The sequence below is a fragment of the Streptomyces sp. NPDC036822 genome (genome assembly GCF_055609145.1).
On record NZ_JBVJPY010000003.1, the window covers coordinates 217,251 to 238,896 of the forward strand.

Genomic DNA, 21,646 nt, shown 5'->3' on the forward strand with positions numbered 1-21,646 from the left:
CAACGGTATCGGCCACCACTGACAGCCCCCTCAGCGAGTGAGGAGTGCCGTCGGGCCCAAGTGGGCATGGGCAGACACCGGTGCAGACCGTACAGAGTACCCGCCGATCGGCTTCCGGTTGAAATCCGGTGGTGAGGGGACGCAATCTGTACACATCGGATGTGGGCGGCGCCACAAAGCGCCGCCTTCCCGCAGGCACGCCAGGAGGTGCCCCATGGCACAGGCAATGCGACCCGAACCCGGCCACTCCCTTCTCGCCACCGACGGCAAGCCGCACCCGCTTCAGGACACCTTGCTGGCGGTGACGCTCGTCCTCGGCGTCCTCGCCTTCGTGACCGCGATGTTCCACAACCTGCACCTGTTGAGCTCCTGGGCGGGTCTGATCGGGATCCTCACGGGCGCGTACGGACAGTTCATCTCCGTCACCACCCGGGAACGGTTCGCGCTGATCGTCGGGCTCGGCGCCTCGGCGGTGGGCTTCTACCTCGGCATGGCCCACGGCGGTCTCTTCGGCGCCGGCGGTTGACCCTCAGCCACGACCCACAGGCCAGCCGGGGCGCTCCTCGGTCGCAGTAGGCTTCGGCGCGAGAGCCGGAGCCCCTGAACCGATGGGGACACACCTGCCGAGGAGCGCCCCGCATGAGCCTGACCCTTCGGACCATCAGCCGTGAGCAGCATCTGGCATTCATCCAGAGCCGCCCCTCGGCGAGCCACTGCCAGGTTCCGGCATGGGCCGATGTGAAGACCGAGTGGCGCTCGGAGAGCCTGGGTTGGTTCGACAAGTCCGGCGAGATCGTCGGGGCGGGCCTGGTGCTCTACCGCCAGCTGCCCAAGATCAAGCGGTACTTGGCGTACCTGCCCGAGGGTCCGGTCATCAACTGGCACGCCCCGAACCTCGAGGACTGGCTGCAGCCGATGCTGGCGCACCTCAAGCAGCAGGGCGCCTTCTCGGTGAAGATGGGCCCGCCCGTGGTCATCCGCCGCTGGGACTCCGCCGCCATCAAGTCCGGCATCCAGGACCCGGACGTGAAGCGTCTGAAGGACGTGGAGGCCACCCACATCGAGCCGCGCGCCTTCGAGGTCGCGGACCGGCTGCGCAAGATGGGCTGGCAGCAGGGTGACGACGGCGGCGCCGGCTTCGGCGACGTGCAGCCCCGGTACGTCTTCCAGGTCCCGCTCGCCAACCGTTCGCTGGACGACGTGCTCAAGGGCTTCAACCAGCTGTGGCGACGGAACATCAAGAAGGCCGAGAAGGCGGGCGTCGAGGTCGTCCAGGGCGGCTACGAGGACCTCGCCGAGTGGCAGCGGCTGTACGAGATCACCGCGGTGCGCGACCACTTCCGGCCGCGCCCCCTCTCGTACTTCCAGCGGATGTGGACCGTCCTCAACAACGAGGACCCCAACCGCATGCGGCTGTACTTCGCGCGCCACAACGGCGTGAACCTGTCCGCCGCCACCATGCTCGTCGTCGGCGGACATGTCTGGTACTCCTACGGCGCCTCCGACAACATCGGCCGCGAGGTCCGCCCGTCGAACGCGATGCAGTGGCGGATGCTGCGCGACGCCTACGCGATGGGCGCCACCGTCTACGACCTGCGCGGCATCTCGGACTCGCTCGACGAGACCGACCACCTCTTCGGCCTGATCCAGTTCAAGGTCGGTACGGGCGGCGAGGCCGTGGAGTACGTCGGCGAGTGGGACTTCCCGCTGAACAAGCTGCTGCACAAGGCGCTCGACATCTACATGTCGCGCCGCTGACGCCCCACCCGGAGGTTGCGTAGTCTCGTACGCAATCGTCGGTGTCGTACATACCTCTGATACACCGCAGCCACCAGAAAGGTTCCGGGCCGGCCATGGCGCTCTCCCTCTACGTCGACACCGCTCGCTGGCGGGCGCACCAGAAGACCGTGATCGACCAGTTCCCCGGACTGATCCCGGTCTGCAAGGGCAACGGCTACGGCTTCGGCCACGAGCGGCTGGCCGACGAGGCCGCGCGCTTCGGCTCGGACATGCTCGCCGTCGGCACCACGTACGAGGCGGCGAAGATCAAGGACTGGTTCGGCGGGGACCTGCTGGTCCTCACGCCGTTCCGCCGCGGCGAGGAGCCGGTGCCGCTGCCCGACCGCGTCGTCCGGTCCGTCTCCTCCGTGGACGGTGTGCACGCCCTGGTGGGCGCGCGGGTGGTCATCGAGTGCATGAGCTCGATGAAGCGCCACGGCGTCCGCGAGGAGGAGCTTCCCCGGCTGCACGCCGCCATCGAGGACGTGCGCCTGGAGGGCTTCGCCCTGCACCTCCCCCTGGACCGCACGGACGGCACGGACGCGGTCGAGGAGGTCATCGGCTGGATGGACCGCCTGCGGGCCGCCCGGCTGCCGCTGCACACCATGTTCGTGAGCCATCTGCGGGCGGAGGAGCAGGCCCGGCTCCAGCAGCAGTTCCCGCAGACCCGGTTCCGTGCGCGGATCGGCACCCGGCTGTGGCTGGGGGACCACGAGGCCACCGAGTACCGCGGCTCCGTCCTCGACGTCACCCGCGTCACCAAGGGCGACCGGTTCGGCTACCGCCAGCAGAAGGCCGCCTCGGACGGCTGGCTGGTGGTCGTGGCGGGCGGCACGTCGCACGGCGTGGGCCTGGAGGCCCCCAAGGCGATGCACGGCGTGATGCCCCGGGCGAAGGGCGTGGCCCGAGCGGGTCTCGCGACCGTCAACCGGAACCTTTCTCCGTTCGTCTGGGCCGGCAAGCAGCGCTGGTTCGCCGAGCCGCCGCACATGCAGGTGTCGATCCTGTTCGTGCCGGCCGACGCCCAGGAGCCGAAGGTCGGCGACGAGCTGGTGGCGCACCTGCGGCACACCACGACCCAGTTCGACCGCCTCGTCGAGCGCTGACGCGCCGCTGCTCCCGAGCAGATCGGACGACCGGTCCCCGGGGGGCCTCCGGGCACGCCCGGAGGCCCCCCGGGCTCATTCCCGGGCCATGCCCCAGTCCACCCGGGGGCCCTCCACGGACGCGGCCGCGTGCCGGGCAGGATGCGCCGCCCTGCCCATGACGAACACGTCCTCGGCGCCGTCCAGGACGCCGCCGGAGGGATCATCGGAGCCGTCCTGCCGGACGACGTCCCGCTCGGGCGCCAGGATGTCGCGGACGACGACGGCGCACAGGTACAGCGTGCCGAGCAGGTGGAGCACGACGGCGAAGTGGTAGCCGTCCGTCGGCAGGCCCTGCTTGTTGCCGCTGGTGGTGAAGGCGAGGTACAGCCAGATGCTCAGGAAGTACATGACCTCACACGCCTGCCAGATCAGGAAGTCGCGCCAGCGCGGTCTGGCCAGGGCGGCGAGCGGGATGAGCCACAGCACGTACTGCGGCGAGTAGACCTTGTTGACCAGGACGAACGCGGCCACGACGAGGAACGCGAGCTGGACGAAGCGGGGGCGTCGGGGCGCGGTGAGCGCCAGGGCGGCGATGCCGCCGCAGGCCAGCAGCATCAGGAGCGCCGCGAGGATGTTGGCCGTCTCGGGCGTGATCGGCTCACCCGTGCGCTGGCTGACCAGCAGCCACAGCGATCCGAAGTCGACGTTCCGTTCCTGGCTGAAGGTGTAGAACTGCTTCCACCCTTCGGGCGCGAGGAGCATCACCGGCAGGTTCACCATGAGCCAGGCACCCGCCGCGCCGAGCAGGGCGGCGCCGTACTCCCGCCATCTTCCGGCCCGCCAGCAGAGCAGCAGCAGGGCGCCGAGGAGGAAGAGGGGGTACAGCTTCGCCGCCGTGGCCAGGCCGATGAAGATGCCGAAGGCGAGGCTCCGTCCGCGTGCCCACATCAGGACCGCGACGGAGGTCAGCGCGACGGCCAGCAGGTCCCAGTTGATGGTCGCCGTGAGGGCGAACGCCGGAGCCAGGGCGACGAGGAGCCCGTCCCAGGGGCGGCGGCGATGGGTCCGGGCGACGCAGACGGCCAGCACGGCCGCGCACACCAGGAGCATGGCCGAGTTGATCATCCAGTAGGTCTGCTCGCGGTGCATCAGGTCGCCGCCGTCCGGCGTCAGCCAGGCCGCGACCTCCATGAACAGCCCGGTCAGGACCGGGTACTCCAGGAACTCTATGTCGCCGCTCAGCCGGTCGAAGTAGGGGACCAGGCCCTCGGAGAACCCCCGCCCGACGAAGAGGTGGGGGATGTCCGAGTAACACGCGTGGGTGTACTGCGAGGTGGAGCCGCGGAACCAGGCCCAGTCGTAACACGGGATCTTCTGCACCATGCCGAGCGCAAACATCCCGATGGCCACCAGCACGATCACCCGGACCGGCGTGAGGGCGCTCGTGCCGAACACGGCGAACCGGCCGGCCGGCCCCCCGATCAGCTCGCTGCCCGCGGCGGCCACCTCGTCCCGTCGGGTGGGGCACACCACCGCCCGGGCCCGCGTCCGGTCCCGCTGCGGAGTCGTCTTCTGGAGGCTCGGCATGGGGGACATCCTGCCGTACGCGTCGGGGGAAACGGCGAGGGCCGCCGCACCTGACGCCGTACGTGAGGTACGGATCGGGTGCGACGGCCCTCAGGACCGCGGAGACGGGAGATCAGCCGCCCAGCCAGCCGTTGGTCCCGCCGTTGGGCCTGCCGCCGCTGGTGCCGTCGCTGGCCGTCGGCGTGGGTGACGTGGGTGTCCCGCCGGTGTCCCCACCACCCTCGGTGGTCCCTGCGTTCTCGTTGCCGTCGGTGCTCCCGCCGTCCTGGCCGCCGTTGGTGTTGCACGGCCAGTCCCACACGTTCTCGCAGCTCTTCTCCGGGTCCGGCGTCTTGCTCGGGGTGGAGGAGGGCGTGGTCGACGGAGTGGGGGACGACTCGGTCGGGGAGGGGGTCGCCGACGGCGTCGGCGTCGGGCTGGTGAGACCGCCGCCGAAGACGGCCTCGGCGGACTCCAGGTCCTCCGGCTCCGGGAACGACTCGGGCTTCGTGCCCTCGAGGGCGTCGGTCATGTAGTCGTGCCAGATCCGCGAGGGGAACGACGAACCGTGGATCTTGGGCTGGGCACCCGTGCCGAACATCGACAGGAATTCACGCCTGGTGTTGGACTCGTCGTCGTCGAAGCGGTACATGTCGATCGCCGTCGACAGCTGCGGGGTGTAACCCACGAACCAGGCGGAGTTGTTGCCGTCGGTGGTACCGGTCTTGCCGGCCACGTCACGGCCCTCGATGGCGGCCTTGCGGCCTGTGCCCTTCGGGTTCTCGACGACGTCCCGCAGCACGTCGGTGACGTTGCTCGCGATGGCCGTGGAGAAGGCGCGCTCGGGCTTCTCCTTGTGCTTGTAGATGACCGCCCCCTTCTTCTTGACCTCGGTGACGGAGAAGACGTCGTTGCGCTCACCGTTGTTCGCGAAGGTCGCGTAGGCGCCGGCCATGCGGATCGCGCTCGGGTCGGAGATGCCGAGGGAGAACGACGGAACGTCGCCCTTCACCAGCGAGCCCTCGCGCAGACCGGCCCTGACGGCCGTCTCGCGGACCTTGTCGATGCCGATGTCCATGCCGAGCTGGACGTAGGGCGAGTTGGCGGAACGGATCATCGCCTCGCGGAGGCTCATCTCCGGGTAGCTCGCGTCGTCGTCATTGACCTGGAGCCACTCCTCGCCCTTCTCGTTGTGCCAGACCGTGCCGTCGTAGTTCTTGATCCGCAGCTTGTTCTTTCCGGAGTAACGGCTCTTGTCGGGGTCGACGATCGTGCGGGTGGAGGAGTCCTGGACCTTGCCCTCGCGCGGGTCCCGTACGCCGTGCTCCATCGCCGCGGCCAGCACGAACGGCTTGAAGGTCGATCCGACCTGGGCACCGGTCTGGTCGGCGTTGTTGGTGAAGTGCTTGGTGGCGTCGGTGCCGCCGTAGAGGGCGACGATCTTGCCCGTCCTGGGGTCCACCGAGGCACCGCCGAACTGGACGTGGGTGTCCGTCTTCGGCCGCTTCTTGGGATCGATGTGCTCGGCGTAGATCTTCTTGATCGACGCTTCGAGCGCGTTGACCTTCTTCTTGTCGAAGGTCGTGTGGATCTCGTAGCCGCCCTCGGCGAGCTTCTTCTCGTCGACGTCCGGGTAGCTGTTGATGAAGTTGGCCTTGGCCGTGCTCACCAGGTAGCCGATCTGGCCGGTGAGCGCCGCGTTCTTCTTCGGCGGCTGCACCTTCGGGAAGGTCGGGTACTTCGCGCGCTCGCCCGGGTCGAGGGAGCCGTCCTTGACCATCTCGTCGAGGATCCAGGACCACCGCTTGGTGGCGCGGTCGAGGTTCGCCTCCGGCGTCGCGGCCGGGTCGATCTCCCGCGAGCCCGCGGGGTCGTAGTAGGTCGCGCCCTTGAGCAGCGAGGCCAGGAAGGCGGACTCGCTGACGTTGAGGTGCCGCGCGTCCTTGTTGAAGTACGTGCGGGCCGCCGCCTGGATGCCGTAGGCACCGCGTCCGTAGTACGCGGTGTTCAGGTAGCCCGCCATGATCTCGGGCTTCTCCATGTCGGTGCCGACCTTTATGGAGATGAAGAGCTCCTTCACCTTCCGGCTCAGGGTCTGCGACTGGTCGGCGAGCAAATTGTTCTTCACGTACTGCTGCGTGATGGTCGAACCGCCCTGGGTCTCTCCGCCCTTGGCCATGTTCCACACCGCTCGCGCGATGCCCATCGGGTCGACACCGGAGTCCTTGCGGAACGTCTTGTTCTCGGCCGAGATGACGGCTTCCTGCATGTGCAGGGGGATCTGGTCCAGGCCGATGATCTGGCGGTTGACCTCACCACCGGTCGCGGCCATCTGGGTGCCGTCGGCCCAGTAGTAGACGTTGTTCTGCGCCTTGGCGGCCAGGTCCTCGTTGGGCACGCCCACGACGGCGTAGCCGATCGCCGCGGCGCCCATCAGGCTACCGAGGAACGTCAGGAAGAGCCCCGTGACGAGCTTCCACGAGGGCACCCAGCGACGCCAGCCGTACTTGCCGTACCGCGGGTAGTCGATCGCCCGCTTCTTGCCCGGGGGACGGCCGTCGCCACGTCCGCGTCCCGGACCGCCGCCCTGTCCGCCGCCCCCGCCACCACGCCGGCCGCCGCCCGGACCGCCCGCGCCGCCGCCGTCGGGGGCACGCCGGCGGCCGCCTCCTCGCTGGGCGGCGCGACGGGCCTCGGCCCGTCCACCGTAGGGTCGCTCCTCTTCGTATCCGTACGAAGGGGAACCCGTACTGACATCCCGCGCCTGGGCCGGCCTACGGCCCGTCGGCTGCTGGGCAGCTCGTCGGGCCGCCGCGCGACCGCCACTCGGCGGTTGCGACTGCGGCATCTTGCGACGGTGCTCGCTCATCGAACGACTACTCCTCGGGCAGGCGCGCACGCCTGGAAGCGGCAGTTGAGTTCCGGTCCCCCCGAAATACGTGCGGACGAGCCCCATGGGAGGCACTTCCGCACCGCAGCCGGTCACCCCGAGCACTGACGCCCCTCGGCATCGCTCGGTTCCCGGTGGTCTGCATGCCGCACAGACTACGCACGGCCAAAACCCACCTAGGGCCGAAGTTCACCCCAAATCAGGCAGATCGCTTGCTGTGAATTGATGATGTGACGCCGGTCACTGGCGTCCCCCTTGTCGCATCCGGACCGCCGTTCTATCGTCATGATGTATCGAGTCGATACATCAGTACGGCATAAACGTTCCGAGGGCGGAGGAGGCGACGGATGAGCAGGCGCTCAGGAATCCTTGAGTTCGCCGTTCTCGGCCTGCTGCGCGAAGCCCCCATGCACGGTTACGAGCTGCGGAAGCGGCTCAACACCTCGCTGGGGATCTTCCGCGCCTTCAGCTACGGGACCCTCTACCCCTGCCTCAAGACGCTGGTCGCAAACGGCTGGTTGATCGAGGAGCCGGGCAGCGCCCCCGAGGACGCTCTCGCCGCTTCACTCGCAGGGCGCCGCGCCAAGATCGTCTACCGGTTGACGGCGGAAGGGAAGGAGCACTTCGAAGAGCTCCTCTCCCACACCGGCCCGGACACCTGGGAGGACGAGCACTTCGCCGCCCGCTTCGCCTTCTTCGGGCAGACCGAGCGCGAGGTGCGGATGCGGGTACTGGAAGGCCGCCGCAGTCGGCTGGAGGAGCGCCTGGAGAAGATGCGCGCCTCTCTGGCCCGTACGCGCGAGCGCCTCGACGACTACACGCTTGAGCTGCAGCGCCACGGAATGGAGTCCGTGGAGCGCGAAGTGCGCTGGCTGAACGAGCTCATCGAGAGCGAGCGGGCGGGGCGGGATCAGCGATCCGGCCCCGACGCCCCCGAGGGCGCCGCTCAGCAGGACAACGATTCTGGAGAAACGGGCGGCCTGCCCCGGCACGGGGGCAGTACCCGGCCGGATCCGTCCGACGACACCGCCAAGTGAATCCCCGCGCTGTGCGGGGATTCCACGATCACACAGGGAGCAACCGGAAATGGGTTCGGTTCGCGTAGCCATCGTCGGCGTGGGCAACTGCGCCGCCTCGCTGGTGCAGGGCGTCGAGTACTACAAGGACGCCGACCCGGCGGCCAAGGTGCCCGGCCTGATGCACGTCCAGTTCGGCGAGTACCACGTCGGTGACGTCGAGTTCGTCGCCGCGTTCGACGTCGACGCCAAGAAGGTCGGCCTCGACCTCTCCGACGCCATCGGCGCCAGCGAGAACAACACCATCAAGATTTGCGACGTCCCGAACAAGGGCGTCACGGTCCAGCGCGGCCACACCCTTGACGGTCTCGGCAAGTACTACCGGATGACGATCGAGGAGTCCGCCGAGGAGCCGGTCGACGTCGTCCAGATCCTCAAGGACAAGCAGGTCGACGTTCTCGTCTGCTACCTGCCCGTCGGTTCCGAGGACGCCGCGAAGTTCTACGCGCAGTGCGCCATCGACGCCAAGGTCGCCTTCGTCAACGCCCTCCCGGTCTTCATCGCCGGCACCAAGGAGTGGGCGGACAAGTTCACCGAGGCAGGCGTCCCGATCGTCGGTGACGACATCAAGTCGCAGGTCGGCGCCACCATCACCCACCGTGTGATGGCGAAGCTGTTCGAGGACCGTGGTGTCCGTCTTGAGCGCACGATGCAGCTCAACGTCGGCGGCAACATGGACTTCAAGAACATGCTGGAGCGCGACCGCCTGGAGTCCAAGAAGATCTCCAAGACCCAGGCCGTCACCTCGCAGATCCCGGACCGCGAGCTGGGCGAGAAGAACGTCCACATCGGCCCGTCGGACTACGTGGCCTGGCTGGACGACCGCAAGTGGGCGTATGTCCGCCTCGAGGGCCGCGCCTTCGGTGACGTCCCGCTGAACCTCGAGTACAAGCTCGAGGTGTGGGACTCCCCGAACTCGGCCGGTGTCATCATCGACGCCCTGCGCGCCGCGAAGATCGCCAAGGACCGCGGCATCGGCGGCCCGATCCTCTCCGCGTCCTCGTACTTCATGAAGTCCCCGCCGGTTCAGTACTTCGACGACGAGGCCTACGCCAACGTCGAGAAGTTCATCAAGGGCGAGGTCGAGCGCTAAGCACCGCCCGCACGACGCGGAGGGTCCCCGGGCTGTGCCCGGGGACCCTCCGCGTATGTGAGTCTTGCTGCCATGCCCGTCGTACGTGATCTGCGCGTACTCCTGCGCCTGACGAACTTCCGCCGCCTGCTCGCCGTCCGCCTGCTCTCCCAATGCGCCGACGGCGTCTACCAGGTGGCCCTCGCCACGTATGTCGTGTTCTCCCCGGAGAAACAGACCTCCCCCGCCGCCATCGCCTCGGCCATGGCGGTGCTCCTGCTCCCGTACTCGCTCATCGGGCCCTTCGCCGGGGTCCTCCTGGACCGGTGGCGGCGTCGCCAGGTCTTCCTCTACGGGAACCTGCTCCGGACCGGCCTCGCCTGCGGGACGGCGGCCCTCATGCTGGCCTCCGTTCCGGACTGGCTCTTCTATGCCTCGGCCCTCTCGGTGACCGCCGTCAACCGTTTCGTCCTGGCGGGGCTCTCGGCGTCGCTGCCGCGAGTCGTCGACGCCGAGCGGCTGGTCGTGGCCAACTCCCTGTCTCCGACGGCCGGCACTCTGGCCGCGACCCTGGGCGGCGGGCTCGCCTTCGTGGTCCGGTTCGTCTCGGCCGATTCCGATGCCGCTGTGGTGGCACTGGGCGCCGTCCTCTACCTGTGTGCGGCGCTGGCCTCCCTGCGCATGCCCCGCGACCTCCTCGGGCCCGAACCGGAGCTGGTACAGCCGCGGCTCGCCGCCGCGCTCGCGTCGACCGCCCACGGCCTGATGAGCGGACTGCGGCACGTGGGTGAGCGGCGCGCTGCCGCCGACGCGCTGGCCGCCATGACCCTCGTCCGCTTCTGTTACGGCGCCCTGACGGTCACCGTCCTGATGCTGTGCCGGTACGCCTGGAGTTCCACCGAGTCGGAAGGACTCGCCCTGCTCGGGCTCGCTCTCGCGATCTCGGGGGCGGGCTTCTTCGCGGCCGCGGTGATCTCCCCCTGGGCCGTCGGGCGGTTCGGCCCCTTCGGCTGGATGACCGCCTGCGCGGGAGCGGCCACGTTCCTGACGCCGGCCCTGGGCCTGTCCTTCGAGCCGGCCCCGCTCCTGATCGCTGCCTTCGCTCTCGGACTCATCACCCAGGGCACCAAGATCGCGACGGACACGGTGGTCCAGACGTCCGTCGACGACGGCTACCGGGGGCGGGTCTTCTCGCTCTACGACGTGCTCTACAACGTCGCCTTCGTCGGCGCGGCCGGAGTCGCGGCGCTGATGCTGCCACCGGACGGCCGGTCGGTACCGCTCATCCTCCTGGTCGCAGGCGTCTACGCAGCGACCACGCTCCTGCTTCTGGGACGGCGGCGGCAACAGAGCGAGGGGTGATGTTTCACGTGAAACATCACCCCTCAGCGTCCGACGGTCGATGTTTCACGTGAAACATCGACCGTAGAACCTCGCCCCCGCACGACTCAGTCCTGAGCCGCCCACCATTCCTTGAGCGCGGCCACGGCCGCCTCGTGCTCCATGGGACCGTTCTCCAGTCGGAGCTCCAGCAGGAACTTGTAGGCCTGACCGACGGCAGGGCCCGGTCGGATGCCGAGCAGTTCCTGGATCTGGTTGCCGTCCAGATCGGGCCGGATGGCGTCCAGCTCCTCCTGGTCCTGAAGCTGCGCGATGCGCTCCTCCAGGCCGTCGTACGCGCGGGAGAGCGCACCCGCCTTGCGCTTGTTCCGCGTGGTGCAGTCCGAACGCGTCAGCTTGTGGAGCCGCGAAAGCAGGGGGCCGGCGTCCCGCACATAGCGACGCACCGCCGAGTCGGTCCACTCGCCGGTCCCGTACCCGTGGAAGCGCAGGTGCAGCTCCACCAGCCGCGAGACGTCCTTGATCATGTCGTTGGAGTACTTGAGCGCGGTCATGCGCTTCTTGGTCATCTTCGCGCCGACGACCTCGTGGTGGTGGAACGAGACCCGGCCGTCCTTCTCGAAACGGCGGGTCCGCGGCTTGCCGATGTCATGGAGCAGGGCGGCCAGACGCAGCACCAGGTCCGGCCCGTCCTCCTCCAGATCGATCGCCTGGTCGAGGACCGTCAGGGAGTGCTCATAGACGTCCTTGTGGCGGTGGTGCTCGTCACTCTCCAGTCGCAGCGCCGGCAGCTCGGGCAGCACGTGGTCGGCGAGGCCCGTGTCGACGAGCAGCCCCAGACCCTTGCGCGGGTGAGCCGAGATCAGGAGCTTGTTGAGCTCGTCACGCACGCGCTCGGCGGAGACGATCTCGAGCCGGCCGGCCATCTCGGTCATCGCCGTGACGACCTCCGGTGCCACCTCGAAGTCCAGCTGCGCGGCGAAGCGCGCCGCACGCATCATGCGCAGCGGATCGTCGGAGAAGGACTCCTCGGGCGTGCCCGGAGTGCGCAGCACCCGCTCGGAGAGATCCTCGAGCCCGCCGTGCGGGTCGATGAACTCCTTCGCCGGGAGCGCCACGGCCATGGCGTTGACCGTGAAATCACGTCGGACGAGGTCCTGCTCGATGGAGTCGCCGTAGGAGACCTCGGGCTTGCGCGACGTGCGGTCGTACGCCTCGGAACGGTACGTCGTCACCTCGATCTGGTAGCCGCTCTTCTGGCAGCCGACCGTGCCGAAGGCGATGCCGACCTCCCAGACCGCGTCCGCCCAGGGCCGGACGATCTTCAATACGTCCTCGGGGCGGGCGTCGGTCGTGAAGTCGAGGTCGTTGCCGAGCCGGCCGAGCAACGCGTCCCGTACCGAGCCGCCGACCAGCGCGAGGCTGAACCCGGCCTCCTGGAAACGGAGGGCGAGGTCGTCGGCGACAGGGGACACACGCAGCAGTTCACTGACCGCGCGGCGTTGCACCTGGCTCAGTGCAGTCGGGGTGTCTTCGTTGGCGTTCGGCACAACAGAAAAGGGTACGTGCCCCGGCTCCCCCTGGCGTCCCTGATTTCCCGGCGGCCCGCCCCTTCGCCGCGATCACCTGGAGCAGTCCCCGGCACTTGGCCACAGCGTGCCTCGTTACCATGCGTGGACACAGCAACCGGGAACCACCGACACCACTGATACGACGAGGACGGGCGAACGCGTGGCCGAGGCGGCAGACATCCAGGGGACCGGTCCCTCACCTGCCCGTCGCTGGCTGCGGCGAGCGGCCTCCCTGATCGCCGGAACGCCCCTGCTGGCCGGAGTGCTCCAGGGCCCCGTCGCGCCCCCCGCGACGGCGGCCGAGGAACCGAGCGGCTCCAAGACGGTCAGTGTGTCCCTCGACACGCTCGCCCCGAGCGCGCCGCTGGAGAGCGACACCCTGACGGTCTCCGGCACGGTCACCAACCAGAGCCGGCAGGCCGTCACGGACGCCACGGTGGATCTCCGCGTGGGCCCCCGGATGACCAGCCGCAGCCAGATCGAGCAGGTCTCCGATCGCTCCGGCTTCCGGCCCGGCAACGACCCGGCGGCCCTCGGCGGCACCTACGCCGTCAAGATCCCGAGGCTGGCGGCCGGACTCAGCCACGAGTTCACGCTCTCCGTGCCGGTCGACAAGCTCGGGCTCAAGGACGGGGGCGTCTACCAGCTGGGAGTGTCCCTCTCGGGCCGGACGCCGGCCCAGCCCGGCGGGCGGGTGCTCGGTATCGAGCGGACCTTCCTGCCGTACCAGCCGGAGGCCACGGAGAAGCGGACCCAGCTCACCTACCTCTGGCCCCTGATCTCCTCGGCCCGGGTGTCGGCGGAGACGGGTTCGGACGACCAGCAGACGCCGGTCTTCGAGAACGACGACCTGGCCGCAGAGCTCGGCCCCGGGGGACGCCTGGAGCAGATGGTCGCGCTGGGCAGGGATCTCCCGGTGACCTGGGTCATCGATCCGGACCTGCTCGCCACCGTCGACGCCATGACCGGCACCTACCGCGTCAAGAGCGGCACGGACACGGTGCCCGGCACGAACCAGGCGGTCGCCGAGCGGTGGCTGGACTCCCTGGAGAAGGCGGTGGCCGACCGGAAGGTCGTCGCCCTGCCCTTCGCCGACCCTGACATCGCCTCGCTGGCCCATCGCGGCAAGGACGTGCCCGGGTCACTCAGCCACCTCCGGCTGGCCACGGAGCTGGCGCGGACGACCGTGGAGACGACGCTCCATGTGACGCCCTCCACCGACTTCGCCTGGCCCGTCGACGGAGCCGTCGACCCGTCGATCATGGGTGTGGCTACCTCGGCCGGCGCGCACAAGGTCATCGCCCGAAGCGACAGCTTCCGTGACGACCTCCCGTTCACGCCCACGGCCGCACGCGCGGTCGGCGGCGGCACGACGGCCGTCGTCAGCGATGCCTCTCTATCGACCGCCTTCGACGGCGACCTGCTCGGTACGGGGACGTCCACGCTGGCCGTCCAGGAGTTCCTCGCCCAGTCGCTCGCCGTCACCCTGGAGCAGCCCGACGAGCAGCGCAGCGTCGTGGTCGCTCCGCAGCGGGTGCCGACGACCACCCAGGCGCAGAGCATGGCGACCGCGCTCCGCGGGCTGGCGGCCCAGCGCTGGACACAGCCGTCCGACCTCATCACGGCCGCCGCGGCGAAGCCCGACCCGGGCGTCGAGACCAAGGTGCCCAGCGCCTCCCGCTATCCGCAGCGGCTGCGGGACCAGGAACTGCCGGTCTCCGCCTTCCGCGACATGAAGGAGACGCGCGACGCGCTCGACGACTTCAAGGTCATCCTGACCCAGGCGGACCGCGTCGTGACCCCCTTCGGCAACGCGATCAGCCGTGAGATGTCGACGTCCTGGCGAGGCCAGGCACCGGCGGCCTCGCTGTACCGGATCGAGGTGCGCGACTACCTTCGGGACCTCACCGAGGAGGTCCAGCTGATCGACAAGTCGGATCTCATGCTCTCCGGGCGCAGCGCGACCATCCCCGTCACCGTGCAGAACAAGCTGCTGCAGGGTGTGGACCACCTGGTGCTGCGGCTGACCTCCGGGAACAAGACCCGCCTGCACGTGAACGGTGGCGGTGCCGTCGCCGAGCTCCCCGTCAAGATCAACGGCGGGCACAGCCAGTCGGTGAAGTTCACGGCCTCCGCCAACGCCAACGGTCCGGTCCCGATGACGGCCCAGCTCTTCACCGAGGACGGCACGCCGTACGGGAAGCCGATGACCTTCACCGTGAAGGTCTCCGAGATCACCTCGACCGTGATGCTCGTCATCGCCGGAGGTGTGCTGCTGCTCGTCCTCGCCGGCGTGCGGATGTACACCCAGCGCAAGCGCGCGGCTGCCAGGAACGCCGAAGCGGAGGCCGCGGAGGACGGCGATCCCGAGCAGCCGAGTGACCCGACCCCTGACACCGGTCCCGAAAGCGGCGACCCGTCGGGCACGGGTGAGAAAGTGGACCGTTGAGCGATGTCGTGGCCGGTCGGCCGGGGACGATGAGGTGGGGTAACCATGAACGCGCCGTACGACGGTGACCGCGGCCAGGGCGCGGGCGGCACCGAGCCGTCCGGCGGGACGCCCGCGGCGCCCCCGGGCCCCGGCCAGGCGCCGGTTCCGCCTCCCGAGCAGCCCGACCCCTATGCCCAGGACCCGTACGTCCAGGACGCCTACACCCACGACCCCTACCGCGCACAGGACCTCTCCGCCCAGGACCCGGTGAGCGAGGCGCTCTACGACCGCGCCGCGCACCCCCCGCCGCCACCGGGCACCTACCCGGAGCCACAGCCGCTCTACCAGCAGCCGGCCGCGCCCCCGTACGCCCCGGACCCGAGGGTCTGGGCGCAGACACCGGCGCCCGAGCCCGACGGTCCCTCCCGCCATCTGCCCTACGGCGACGACGCCCGCACGGTCCAGTTCACCGGTGTGGACGACCTGGTCACCCGGGCCGGCGAGGACGGTCCCGAGGAGCCGGACGCCTTCGCGCACCTCTACCGGGACCAGCAGGCCCCGGGGCAGGTGCCCCCGCCCGCTCCGGAGGCGAACCCCATGCCCGCCCCCGCCCCGAAGAAGTCCGGCCGCGCCTCGGGGCTGCTGAAGTCGAGCGCGGTGATGGCGGCCGGAACCCTGGTCTCCCGCCTCACCGGCTTCGTCCGCAGCCTCGTGATCACCGGTGCCCTGGGCGCCGCCCTGCTCGGTGACACCTTCACCATCGCGTACACCCTGCCGACGATGATCTACATCCTCACCGTCGGAGGTGGCCTCAACTCCGTCTTCGTGCCGCAGCTGGTCCGCTCGATGAAGAACGACGAGGACGGCGGCGAGGCCTACGCCAACCGCCTGCTGACCCTCGTGATGGTGGCCCTCGGCGCGATCGTGGCGATCGCAGTCTTCGCGGCCCCGCTGCTGATCCGGCTGATGTCCAACACGATCGCCGACGACGCCGCCGCCAACAGCGTCGCCGTGACCTTCGCCCGGTACTGCCTGCCCACCATCTTCTTCATGGGTGTGCATGTGGTGATGGGTCAGATCCTCAACGCACGCGGCAAGTTCGGCGCGATGATGTGGACCCCGGTCCTCAACAACATCGTCATGATCGTCACCTTCGGCCTGTTCATCTGGGTCTACGGCACCTCGGCCGAGTCCCACATGGGTGTGCAGACCATCCCGGAGGACGGCATCCGCCTGCTCGGCATCGGCACTCTGCTCGGTCTGGCCGTCCAGGCGCTGGCTATGATCCCCTACCTCCGCGAGACGGGCTTCCGGTTCCGCCCGCGCTTCGACTGGAAGGGCCACGGCCTCGGCAAGACGGTCAAGCTCGCCAAGTGGACCGTGCTGTTCGTCCTGGCCAACCAGGCCGGTGTGCTGGTCGTGACCCAGCTCGCCACCGCGGCCGGCGAGGAGTCCGGCAAGAGCGGAGCGGGCTTCCTGGCGTACTCCAACGCCCAGCTGATCTGGGGCATGCCGCAGGCCATCATCACCGTCTCGGTCATGGCCGCGCTGCTGCCCCGCATCTCCCGCGCGGCACACGACGACGACCCCGGCGCCGTCCGTGACGACATCTCGCAGGGCCTGCGGAACTCCGCCGTCGCGATCGTCCCGGTCTCCTTCGCCTTCCTGGCCCTCGGCGTCCCGATGTGCACCCTGCTGTACGCCTCCAGCGGCATCCAGGCCGCCCAGGGCATGGGCTTCATCCTCATGGCGTTCGGCCTCGGCCTGATCCCGTACTCGGTCCAGTACGTCGTGCTGCGCGGCTTCTACGCCTACGAGGACACGCGGACGCCCTTCTACAACACGGTCATCGTCGCCGCCGTCAACGCGGCCGCTTCGGCCGCCTGTTACTTCGTGCTGCCGGCCCAGTGGGCGGTCGTCGGCATGGCCGCCTCGTACGGCCTCGCCTACGCCGTCGGTGTCGGCGTCGCCTGGCGTCGGCTGCGCAACCGTCTGGGCGGCGACCTGGACGGCGCCCATGTCATGCGAACCTACGCACGGCTCTGTCTGGCTTCGCTGCCCGCCGCGGTCGTGGCGGGAGCGGTCGGCTTCGGGCTTCTGAAGCTCCTGGGCGAGGATGCTCTGGGCTCGCTCGTGGCTCTCGTCATCGGCGGCGCGGTCCTGCTCGGTGTGTTCTTCGTGGCGGCCAAGCGCATGCGGATCGCGGAGCTGAACTCCATGGTCGGTATGGTCCGTGGACGCCTCGGACGCTAGGAGAGGCGTCCCGCACAACCATCGTCGGCCGCCGTGTGTCGTGCATAGCGGCCGACTGTGGGCACAATTGGCTTGGCTGTTGGATGTGGCGCAACGGATGGGGAGGCAGGAACGACGGTGGCGGAACGTAGCACGGCTGCCGTCGACGTGGCCGACAACAGCGGTGACGACCCGCTGACCGCCAAGGCGGGCAAGGCCGCGACCGACGGGGTGGCGAAAGCGCAGGCGCAGGCGGAGAAGTCCGCCGAAGACGCGGAGAACAAGGCCGACGATCGGCAGAACGGCGAACAGCCCTCCATCGAGACACCCGAGCTGCACAGCGGCCACAAACTGGCCAGGCGCTACCGCCTGGAAGAGTGCGTCACCCGTCTGGACGGTTTCAGCAGTTGGCGTGCCGTCGACGAGAAACTGCGTCGTGCGGTCGGCGTGCACCTCCTGCCCGCGGACCACCCGCGGGCCCGTTCGGTCCTGGCCGCGGCCCGCTCCGCGGCGCTCCTCGGCGACCCGCGTTTCGTCCAGGTCCTCGACGCCGTCGAGGAGAACGACCTCGTGTACGTGGTGCACGAGTGGCTGCCCGACTCCACGGAACTGACCGCGCTGCTCGCGGTGGGCCCGCTGGAGCCGCACGACGCCTATCAGCTCGTCAGCCAGGTCTCCCAGGCGATGGCCGCCGCCCACCGCGAGGGGCTCGCCCACCTCCGCCTCACCCCGAGCGCCGTACTGCGCAGCTCCACCGGCCAGTACCGCATCCGCGGCCTCGCCGTGAACGCCGCTCTGCGGGGCATCAGCGCCGAACGCCCCCAGCGGACCGACACCGAGGCGATCGGCGCCCTGCTGTACGCGGCACTGACCCAGCGCTGGCCGTACGACAACGATGCCCACGGGCTCTCCGGCCTCCCCAAGGGCGTGGGCCTGCTCGCTCCCGACCAGGTGCGGGCCGGGGTCCACCGCGGTCTGTCCGAGATCGCGATGCGCGCCCTCGCCAATGACGGCGCCACGGCCTCGCGCCAGGAGCCGCCCTGCACCACGCCGGACGAACTCGCCAAGGCCGTGGCGGCGATGCCCCGCATCCGTCCGCCGGAGCCCGAGTTCGCCACGCCTCCGGAGTACCAGCGCACCACCTACCAGCAGGGCACGTACGGCCGGCCCCCGCAGCGGCCGGGCATCACGGTCGCCCAGCCGGTGGCCATCCCTCCCGCCCCTCTGGAGAGCCGCACCGGCCGGGCCCTGAAGTGGGCCGTCTCCGCCCTGCTCATCGCCGCCCTCGGACTGGGCAGCTGGCAGATCGCAGATCGGCTGCTCGACCAGACCAAGGGCACCGAGACGCCCAAGGACCTGCCGTCGCAGGACATCCAGGACGAGAAGGCACCCGCGACGGGCAAGCCCGTCCGGATCGTCGGAGCACACGACTTCGACCCGCTCGGCAGCGGCTCGGAGAAGCCGGAGGGCATAAAGAACGCCTACGACGGCGACCTCAGCAGCTTCTGGAACACCGACGGGTACTACAGCGCCGACTTCGGCGGGCTCAAAGAGGGCGTGGGCATGGTGCTCGACCTGGGCGCACCGCAGCAGGTCGGCTCGGTCGACGTCTCCTTCGTGGGGCACACCTCCGTGGAGCTGCGGACCGCCCCGGCCGGAGACACGACCGCACCGACCAGTCCGGGCGCTTTCGCCACCCAGACGTCCGGCTCCGGCACCAAGGTGACGCTGAAGGCACCGAAGCCGGTGACGACGCGCTACGTTCTGATCTGGCTGACGGAGCTGCCCGCCAGCAACGAGGGCAACTTCCGCGGCAAGATCTCGGACATCAAGATCACCAGCTGACGCCCGAAGGGGAGGGGGCTCACCGTTGGACGACGCGATATACGGCGACATCAGCGACCAGGAACTCCTGGCGCGGCATGTGGCCGGGGAACCGGACGCCTTCGGTGAGCTGGTACGGCGCCACCGCGATCGCCTGTGGGCCGTCGCGCTGCGGACGCTGGGGGACCGCGAGGAAGCCGCTGACGCCGTCCAGGACGCCCTCGTCTCCGCGTTCCGGGCCGCCCACACCTTCCGCGGCCAGTCGGCCGTCACGACCTGGCTCCACCGCATCACGGTGAACGCCTGCCTCGACCGCGCCCGCAAAACCGCCTCCCGCAAGACCTCCCCTATGGACGACACCGCGCGCTTCGAGCAGCTCCTCGAACCCGCCGAGTCCGCCGAGGCACCTGCCGAGCGGCAGGATCTGCACCGGGAGCTGCTGGCAGCGCTGGCCAAGCTCCCGCAGGACCAGCGAGCGGCTCTCGTCCTGGTCGACATGCAGGGATACCCCGTGGCCGAGGCCGCCCGCATCCTCGATGTGCCCGCCGGAACGGTGAAAAGCCGGTGCGCGCGAGGCCGGGCGAAACTGCTGCCCATGCTCACCCATCTGCGGGCCGGGACGGTGGGTAACGAGGGTCCCGAGCGGGGAAGGAACCGGACGCCGGGGACATCCGTCCCACCGGTGGCGGGGCCAAGGGATACCGGACCGAATGGTCCGGCAGCTGTGAAGGGCGGAGGTGGGCGCGCGTGACTTCCTCGACCGACACGACCCAGCACCCGGACGTCTCGGAGATCTCCGACCTCACCGAGGGGCTTCTCTCCCCCGCCCGCACCACGGCCGTACGCCGTCATATCGACGGCTGTCCCCTCTGTGCGGACGTACGTACCTCGCTGGAGGAGATCCGTGGGCTGCTGGGCACCCTGCCCGGCCCGCCGCGGATGCCCGCCGACATCACCGGCCGTATCGACGCCGCTCTGGCGGCGGAGGCCCTCCTGGACGCGACCGCGCCCGAGCTCGACGGTCATGTTTCACGTGAAACAGAGAGCGTGCGCCGAGAAGCGCGTCCCTTCGCCCCGGGTGCGGACCGGCCGGTCGGCCGCCCTCGCGGTGCCACCGGCCCCGGCCGACCCGGCAAAGCGGGTCGGCGCCGGGTCGCGGCGCTGGGCGCGGCCATCGGAGCCGCCGCCTTGGGTCTGAGTCTGTTCTTCACTCAGGGGGGCGTCCAGACTCTCAGTGGCGAGTCCGGCGACACGAAGAGCGACGCGGCGGTCAGCGATACCGCCGGGGCCCGCTTCGCCGGGGAACCGGTCGAAGCCCGGGTCCAGGCACTCCTTCAGCCGGACGCCCCCCTCAGGGCGCCCAGGGACGGCAGCCCCGAGTCGATGTCCGCCCAGGGTGGCAACACACCCAAGCGAGGCATCACCGAAGCGGTCCCCGGGTGCGTCAAGGCCGGCACGGATCGGCCGGACACGCCCCTCGCCTTCCAGAAGGGCGAGTACGAGGGGACGCCGGCTTATCTCCTCGTCCTGCCTGACCGCTCCGACGCCACTCGGGTGGAGGCCTTCGTCCTGGACGCCTCCTGCGCGGAAGGCTCCGGAGAGGGCAAAGCGAAGCTCTTGTTGACGGAGTCCTACCCTCGCTCCTGACGTACCGCCGCGCCGGGGGGCAAACTCGGGAATGCTCGCCCCGTAGGATCCGTTGGGTGGGGTGAGAGTCACCGACCCGATCGCCCCGTAGGCAGTAGGCAGTCTTCAGAGACGAGGAAGAAATCCGTGAGCGACGTCCGTAATGTGATCATCATCGGCTCCGGTCCCGCGGGTTACACCGCAGCGCTCTACACGGCGCGTGCGTCGCTGCAGCCGCTCGTCTTCGAAGGTGCTGTCACCGCTGGTGGCGCCCTGATGAACACGACCGACGTGGAGAACTTCCCCGGCTTCCGTGACGGCATCATGGGCCCGGACCTGATGGACAACATGCGCGCGCAGGCCGAGCGCTTCGGCGCCGAGCTGATCCCGGACGACGTCGTCGCCGTGGACCTGACCGGCGACATCAAGACCGTCACGGACACCGCCGGCACCGTGCACCGCGCCAAGGCCGTCATCGTCACGACCGGCTCCCAGCACCGCAAGCTCGGCCTCCCCAACGAGGACACGCTCTCCGGACGCGGTGTCTCCTGGTGCGCCACCTGCGACGGGTTCTTCTTCAAGGACCAGGACATCGCCGTCGTCGGCGGCGGCGACACCGCCATGGAGGAAGCGACGTTCCTCTCCCGCTTCGCCAAGTCCGTCACCATCGTCCACCGTCGTGACACCCTGCGCGCTTCCAAGGCGATGCAGGAGCGTGCCTTCGCCGACCCGAAGATCAAGTTCGCCTGGGACAGCGAGGTGGCCGAGATCCACGGTGATCAGAAGCTCTCCGGCCTGACCTTGCGGAACACCAAGACGGGCGAGACCAGCGAGCTCCCGGTCACCGGTCTCTTCATCGCCGTCGGCCACGACCCGCGTACCGAGCTGTTCAAGGGGCAGCTGGAGCTGGACGAGGAGGGCTACCTCAAGGTCGAGGCTCCGTCGACGCGGACGAACCTGCCCGGTGTCTTCGGTGCCGGTGACGTCGTCGACCACACCTACCGTCAGGCGATCACCGCTGCCGGTACGGGCTGCTCCTCCGCGCTCGACGCCGAGCGCTTCCTGGCCGCCCTCGCCGACACCGAGAAGCTCGCCGAGCCGGAGAAGACCCCGGCGGTCTGACCTCGCCCGGCATTCCCCACCCCACACC

The 21,646-nt window shown here is 69.5% G+C and carries 15 protein-coding genes; 12 read left to right on the forward strand and 3 right to left on the reverse strand.

What is annotated here, in order from left to right; translation table 11 throughout:
• The first annotated feature begins 214 nt into the window (after positions 1–214).
• From ACZ68P_RS08525 to ACZ68P_RS08535, 3 genes are all read left to right on the forward strand, one after another.
• Positions 215–526, forward strand: a complete 312-nt coding sequence (locus tag ACZ68P_RS08525; RefSeq protein WP_471004222.1) for a hypothetical protein — start codon at positions 215–217, stop codon at positions 524–526.
• A 113-nt stretch (positions 527–639) separates the two neighbouring features.
• Positions 640–1,758, forward strand: coding sequence for a lipid II:glycine glycyltransferase FemX (locus tag ACZ68P_RS08530; protein ID WP_365713314.1), 1,119 nt, complete (start codon positions 640–642; stop codon positions 1,756–1,758).
• A 95-nt stretch (positions 1,759–1,853) separates the two neighbouring features.
• Positions 1,854–2,885: an alanine racemase gene (locus ACZ68P_RS08535; RefSeq protein ID WP_471004224.1), complete on the forward strand. Its 1,032-nt coding sequence runs from the start codon at positions 1,854–1,856 to the stop codon at positions 2,883–2,885.
• Positions 2,886–2,960: 75 nt separating this feature from the next.
• On the opposite strand, the gene ACZ68P_RS08540 is transcribed toward ACZ68P_RS08535, so the two are convergent.
• Complete coding sequence (locus ACZ68P_RS08540) at positions 2,961–4,454, reverse strand: glycosyltransferase family 87 protein (protein ID WP_471004226.1); 1,494 nt, start codon at positions 4,452–4,454, stop codon at positions 2,961–2,963.
• 112 nt (positions 4,455–4,566) lie between these two features.
• Positions 4,567–7,302 (reverse strand): transglycosylase domain-containing protein, encoded by a 2,736-nt coding sequence (locus tag ACZ68P_RS08545; RefSeq protein ID WP_471004228.1) that lies wholly within the window; start codon positions 7,300–7,302, stop codon positions 4,567–4,569.
• A 368-nt stretch (positions 7,303–7,670) separates the two neighbouring features.
• Between ACZ68P_RS08545 and ACZ68P_RS08550 the strand changes: the two genes are divergently transcribed.
• The 3 genes from ACZ68P_RS08550 (at position 7,671) to ACZ68P_RS08560 (ending at position 10,833) form a co-directional block, all read left to right on the forward strand.
• On the forward strand, positions 7,671–8,360 hold the full coding sequence (locus ACZ68P_RS08550; RefSeq protein WP_356887272.1) for a PadR family transcriptional regulator: 690 nt from the start codon (positions 7,671–7,673) through the stop codon (positions 8,358–8,360).
• A gap of 49 nt (positions 8,361–8,409) precedes the next feature.
• A complete protein-coding gene (locus ACZ68P_RS08555; RefSeq protein ID WP_365713304.1) occupies positions 8,410–9,492 on the forward strand; it encodes an inositol-3-phosphate synthase in 1,083 nt (360 codons plus the stop codon).
• 72 nt (positions 9,493–9,564) lie between these two features.
• Positions 9,565–10,833, forward strand: coding sequence for an MFS transporter (locus tag ACZ68P_RS08560; protein WP_471004231.1), 1,269 nt, complete (start codon positions 9,565–9,567; stop codon positions 10,831–10,833).
• Between the two features lie 86 nt (positions 10,834–10,919).
• Here ACZ68P_RS08560 and ACZ68P_RS08565 read toward each other — a convergent pair whose 3' ends face one another.
• On the reverse strand, positions 10,920–12,362 hold the full coding sequence (locus ACZ68P_RS08565) for a CCA tRNA nucleotidyltransferase (RefSeq protein ID WP_471004233.1): 1,443 nt from the start codon (positions 12,360–12,362) through the stop codon (positions 10,920–10,922).
• Positions 12,363–12,543: 181 nt separating this feature from the next.
• On the opposite strand from ACZ68P_RS08565, the gene ACZ68P_RS08570 reads away from it, so the two are divergent.
• The 6 genes from ACZ68P_RS08570 to trxB all read left to right on the forward strand — a co-directional run bounded on the left by ACZ68P_RS08570 (position 12,544) and on the right by trxB (position 21,618).
• Positions 12,544–14,832 carry a DUF6049 family protein gene (locus ACZ68P_RS08570; RefSeq protein WP_471004235.1) on the forward strand — a complete coding sequence of 763 codons (2,289 nt, stop codon included), beginning with the start codon at positions 12,544–12,546 and terminating at the stop codon, positions 14,830–14,832.
• A 45-nt stretch (positions 14,833–14,877) separates the two neighbouring features.
• Positions 14,878–17,067, forward strand: coding sequence for a murein biosynthesis integral membrane protein MurJ (gene murJ / locus ACZ68P_RS08575; protein WP_471004237.1), 2,190 nt, complete (start codon positions 14,878–14,880; stop codon positions 17,065–17,067).
• Positions 17,068–17,184: 117 nt separating this feature from the next.
• Entirely contained in the window at positions 17,185–18,891 is a 1,707-nt protein-coding gene (locus tag ACZ68P_RS08580) for a protein kinase family protein (protein ID WP_471004239.1), read from the forward strand.
• A gap of 25 nt (positions 18,892–18,916) precedes the next feature.
• Positions 18,917–19,621, forward strand: coding sequence for an RNA polymerase sigma factor SigM (gene sigM / locus ACZ68P_RS08585; RefSeq protein WP_471004241.1), 705 nt, complete (start codon positions 18,917–18,919; stop codon positions 19,619–19,621).
• Complete coding sequence (locus tag ACZ68P_RS08590; RefSeq protein ID WP_471004243.1) at positions 19,618–20,517, forward strand: anti-sigma factor; 900 nt, start codon at positions 19,618–19,620, stop codon at positions 20,515–20,517. The genes sigM and ACZ68P_RS08590 overlap by 4 nt, the downstream gene beginning before the upstream one ends.
• A gap of 126 nt (positions 20,518–20,643) precedes the next feature.
• Positions 20,644–21,618 carry a thioredoxin-disulfide reductase gene (gene trxB, locus ACZ68P_RS08595; RefSeq protein ID WP_365713288.1) on the forward strand — a complete coding sequence of 325 codons (975 nt, stop codon included), beginning with the start codon at positions 20,644–20,646 and terminating at the stop codon, positions 21,616–21,618.
• Positions 21,619–21,646 lie beyond the last annotated feature (28 nt).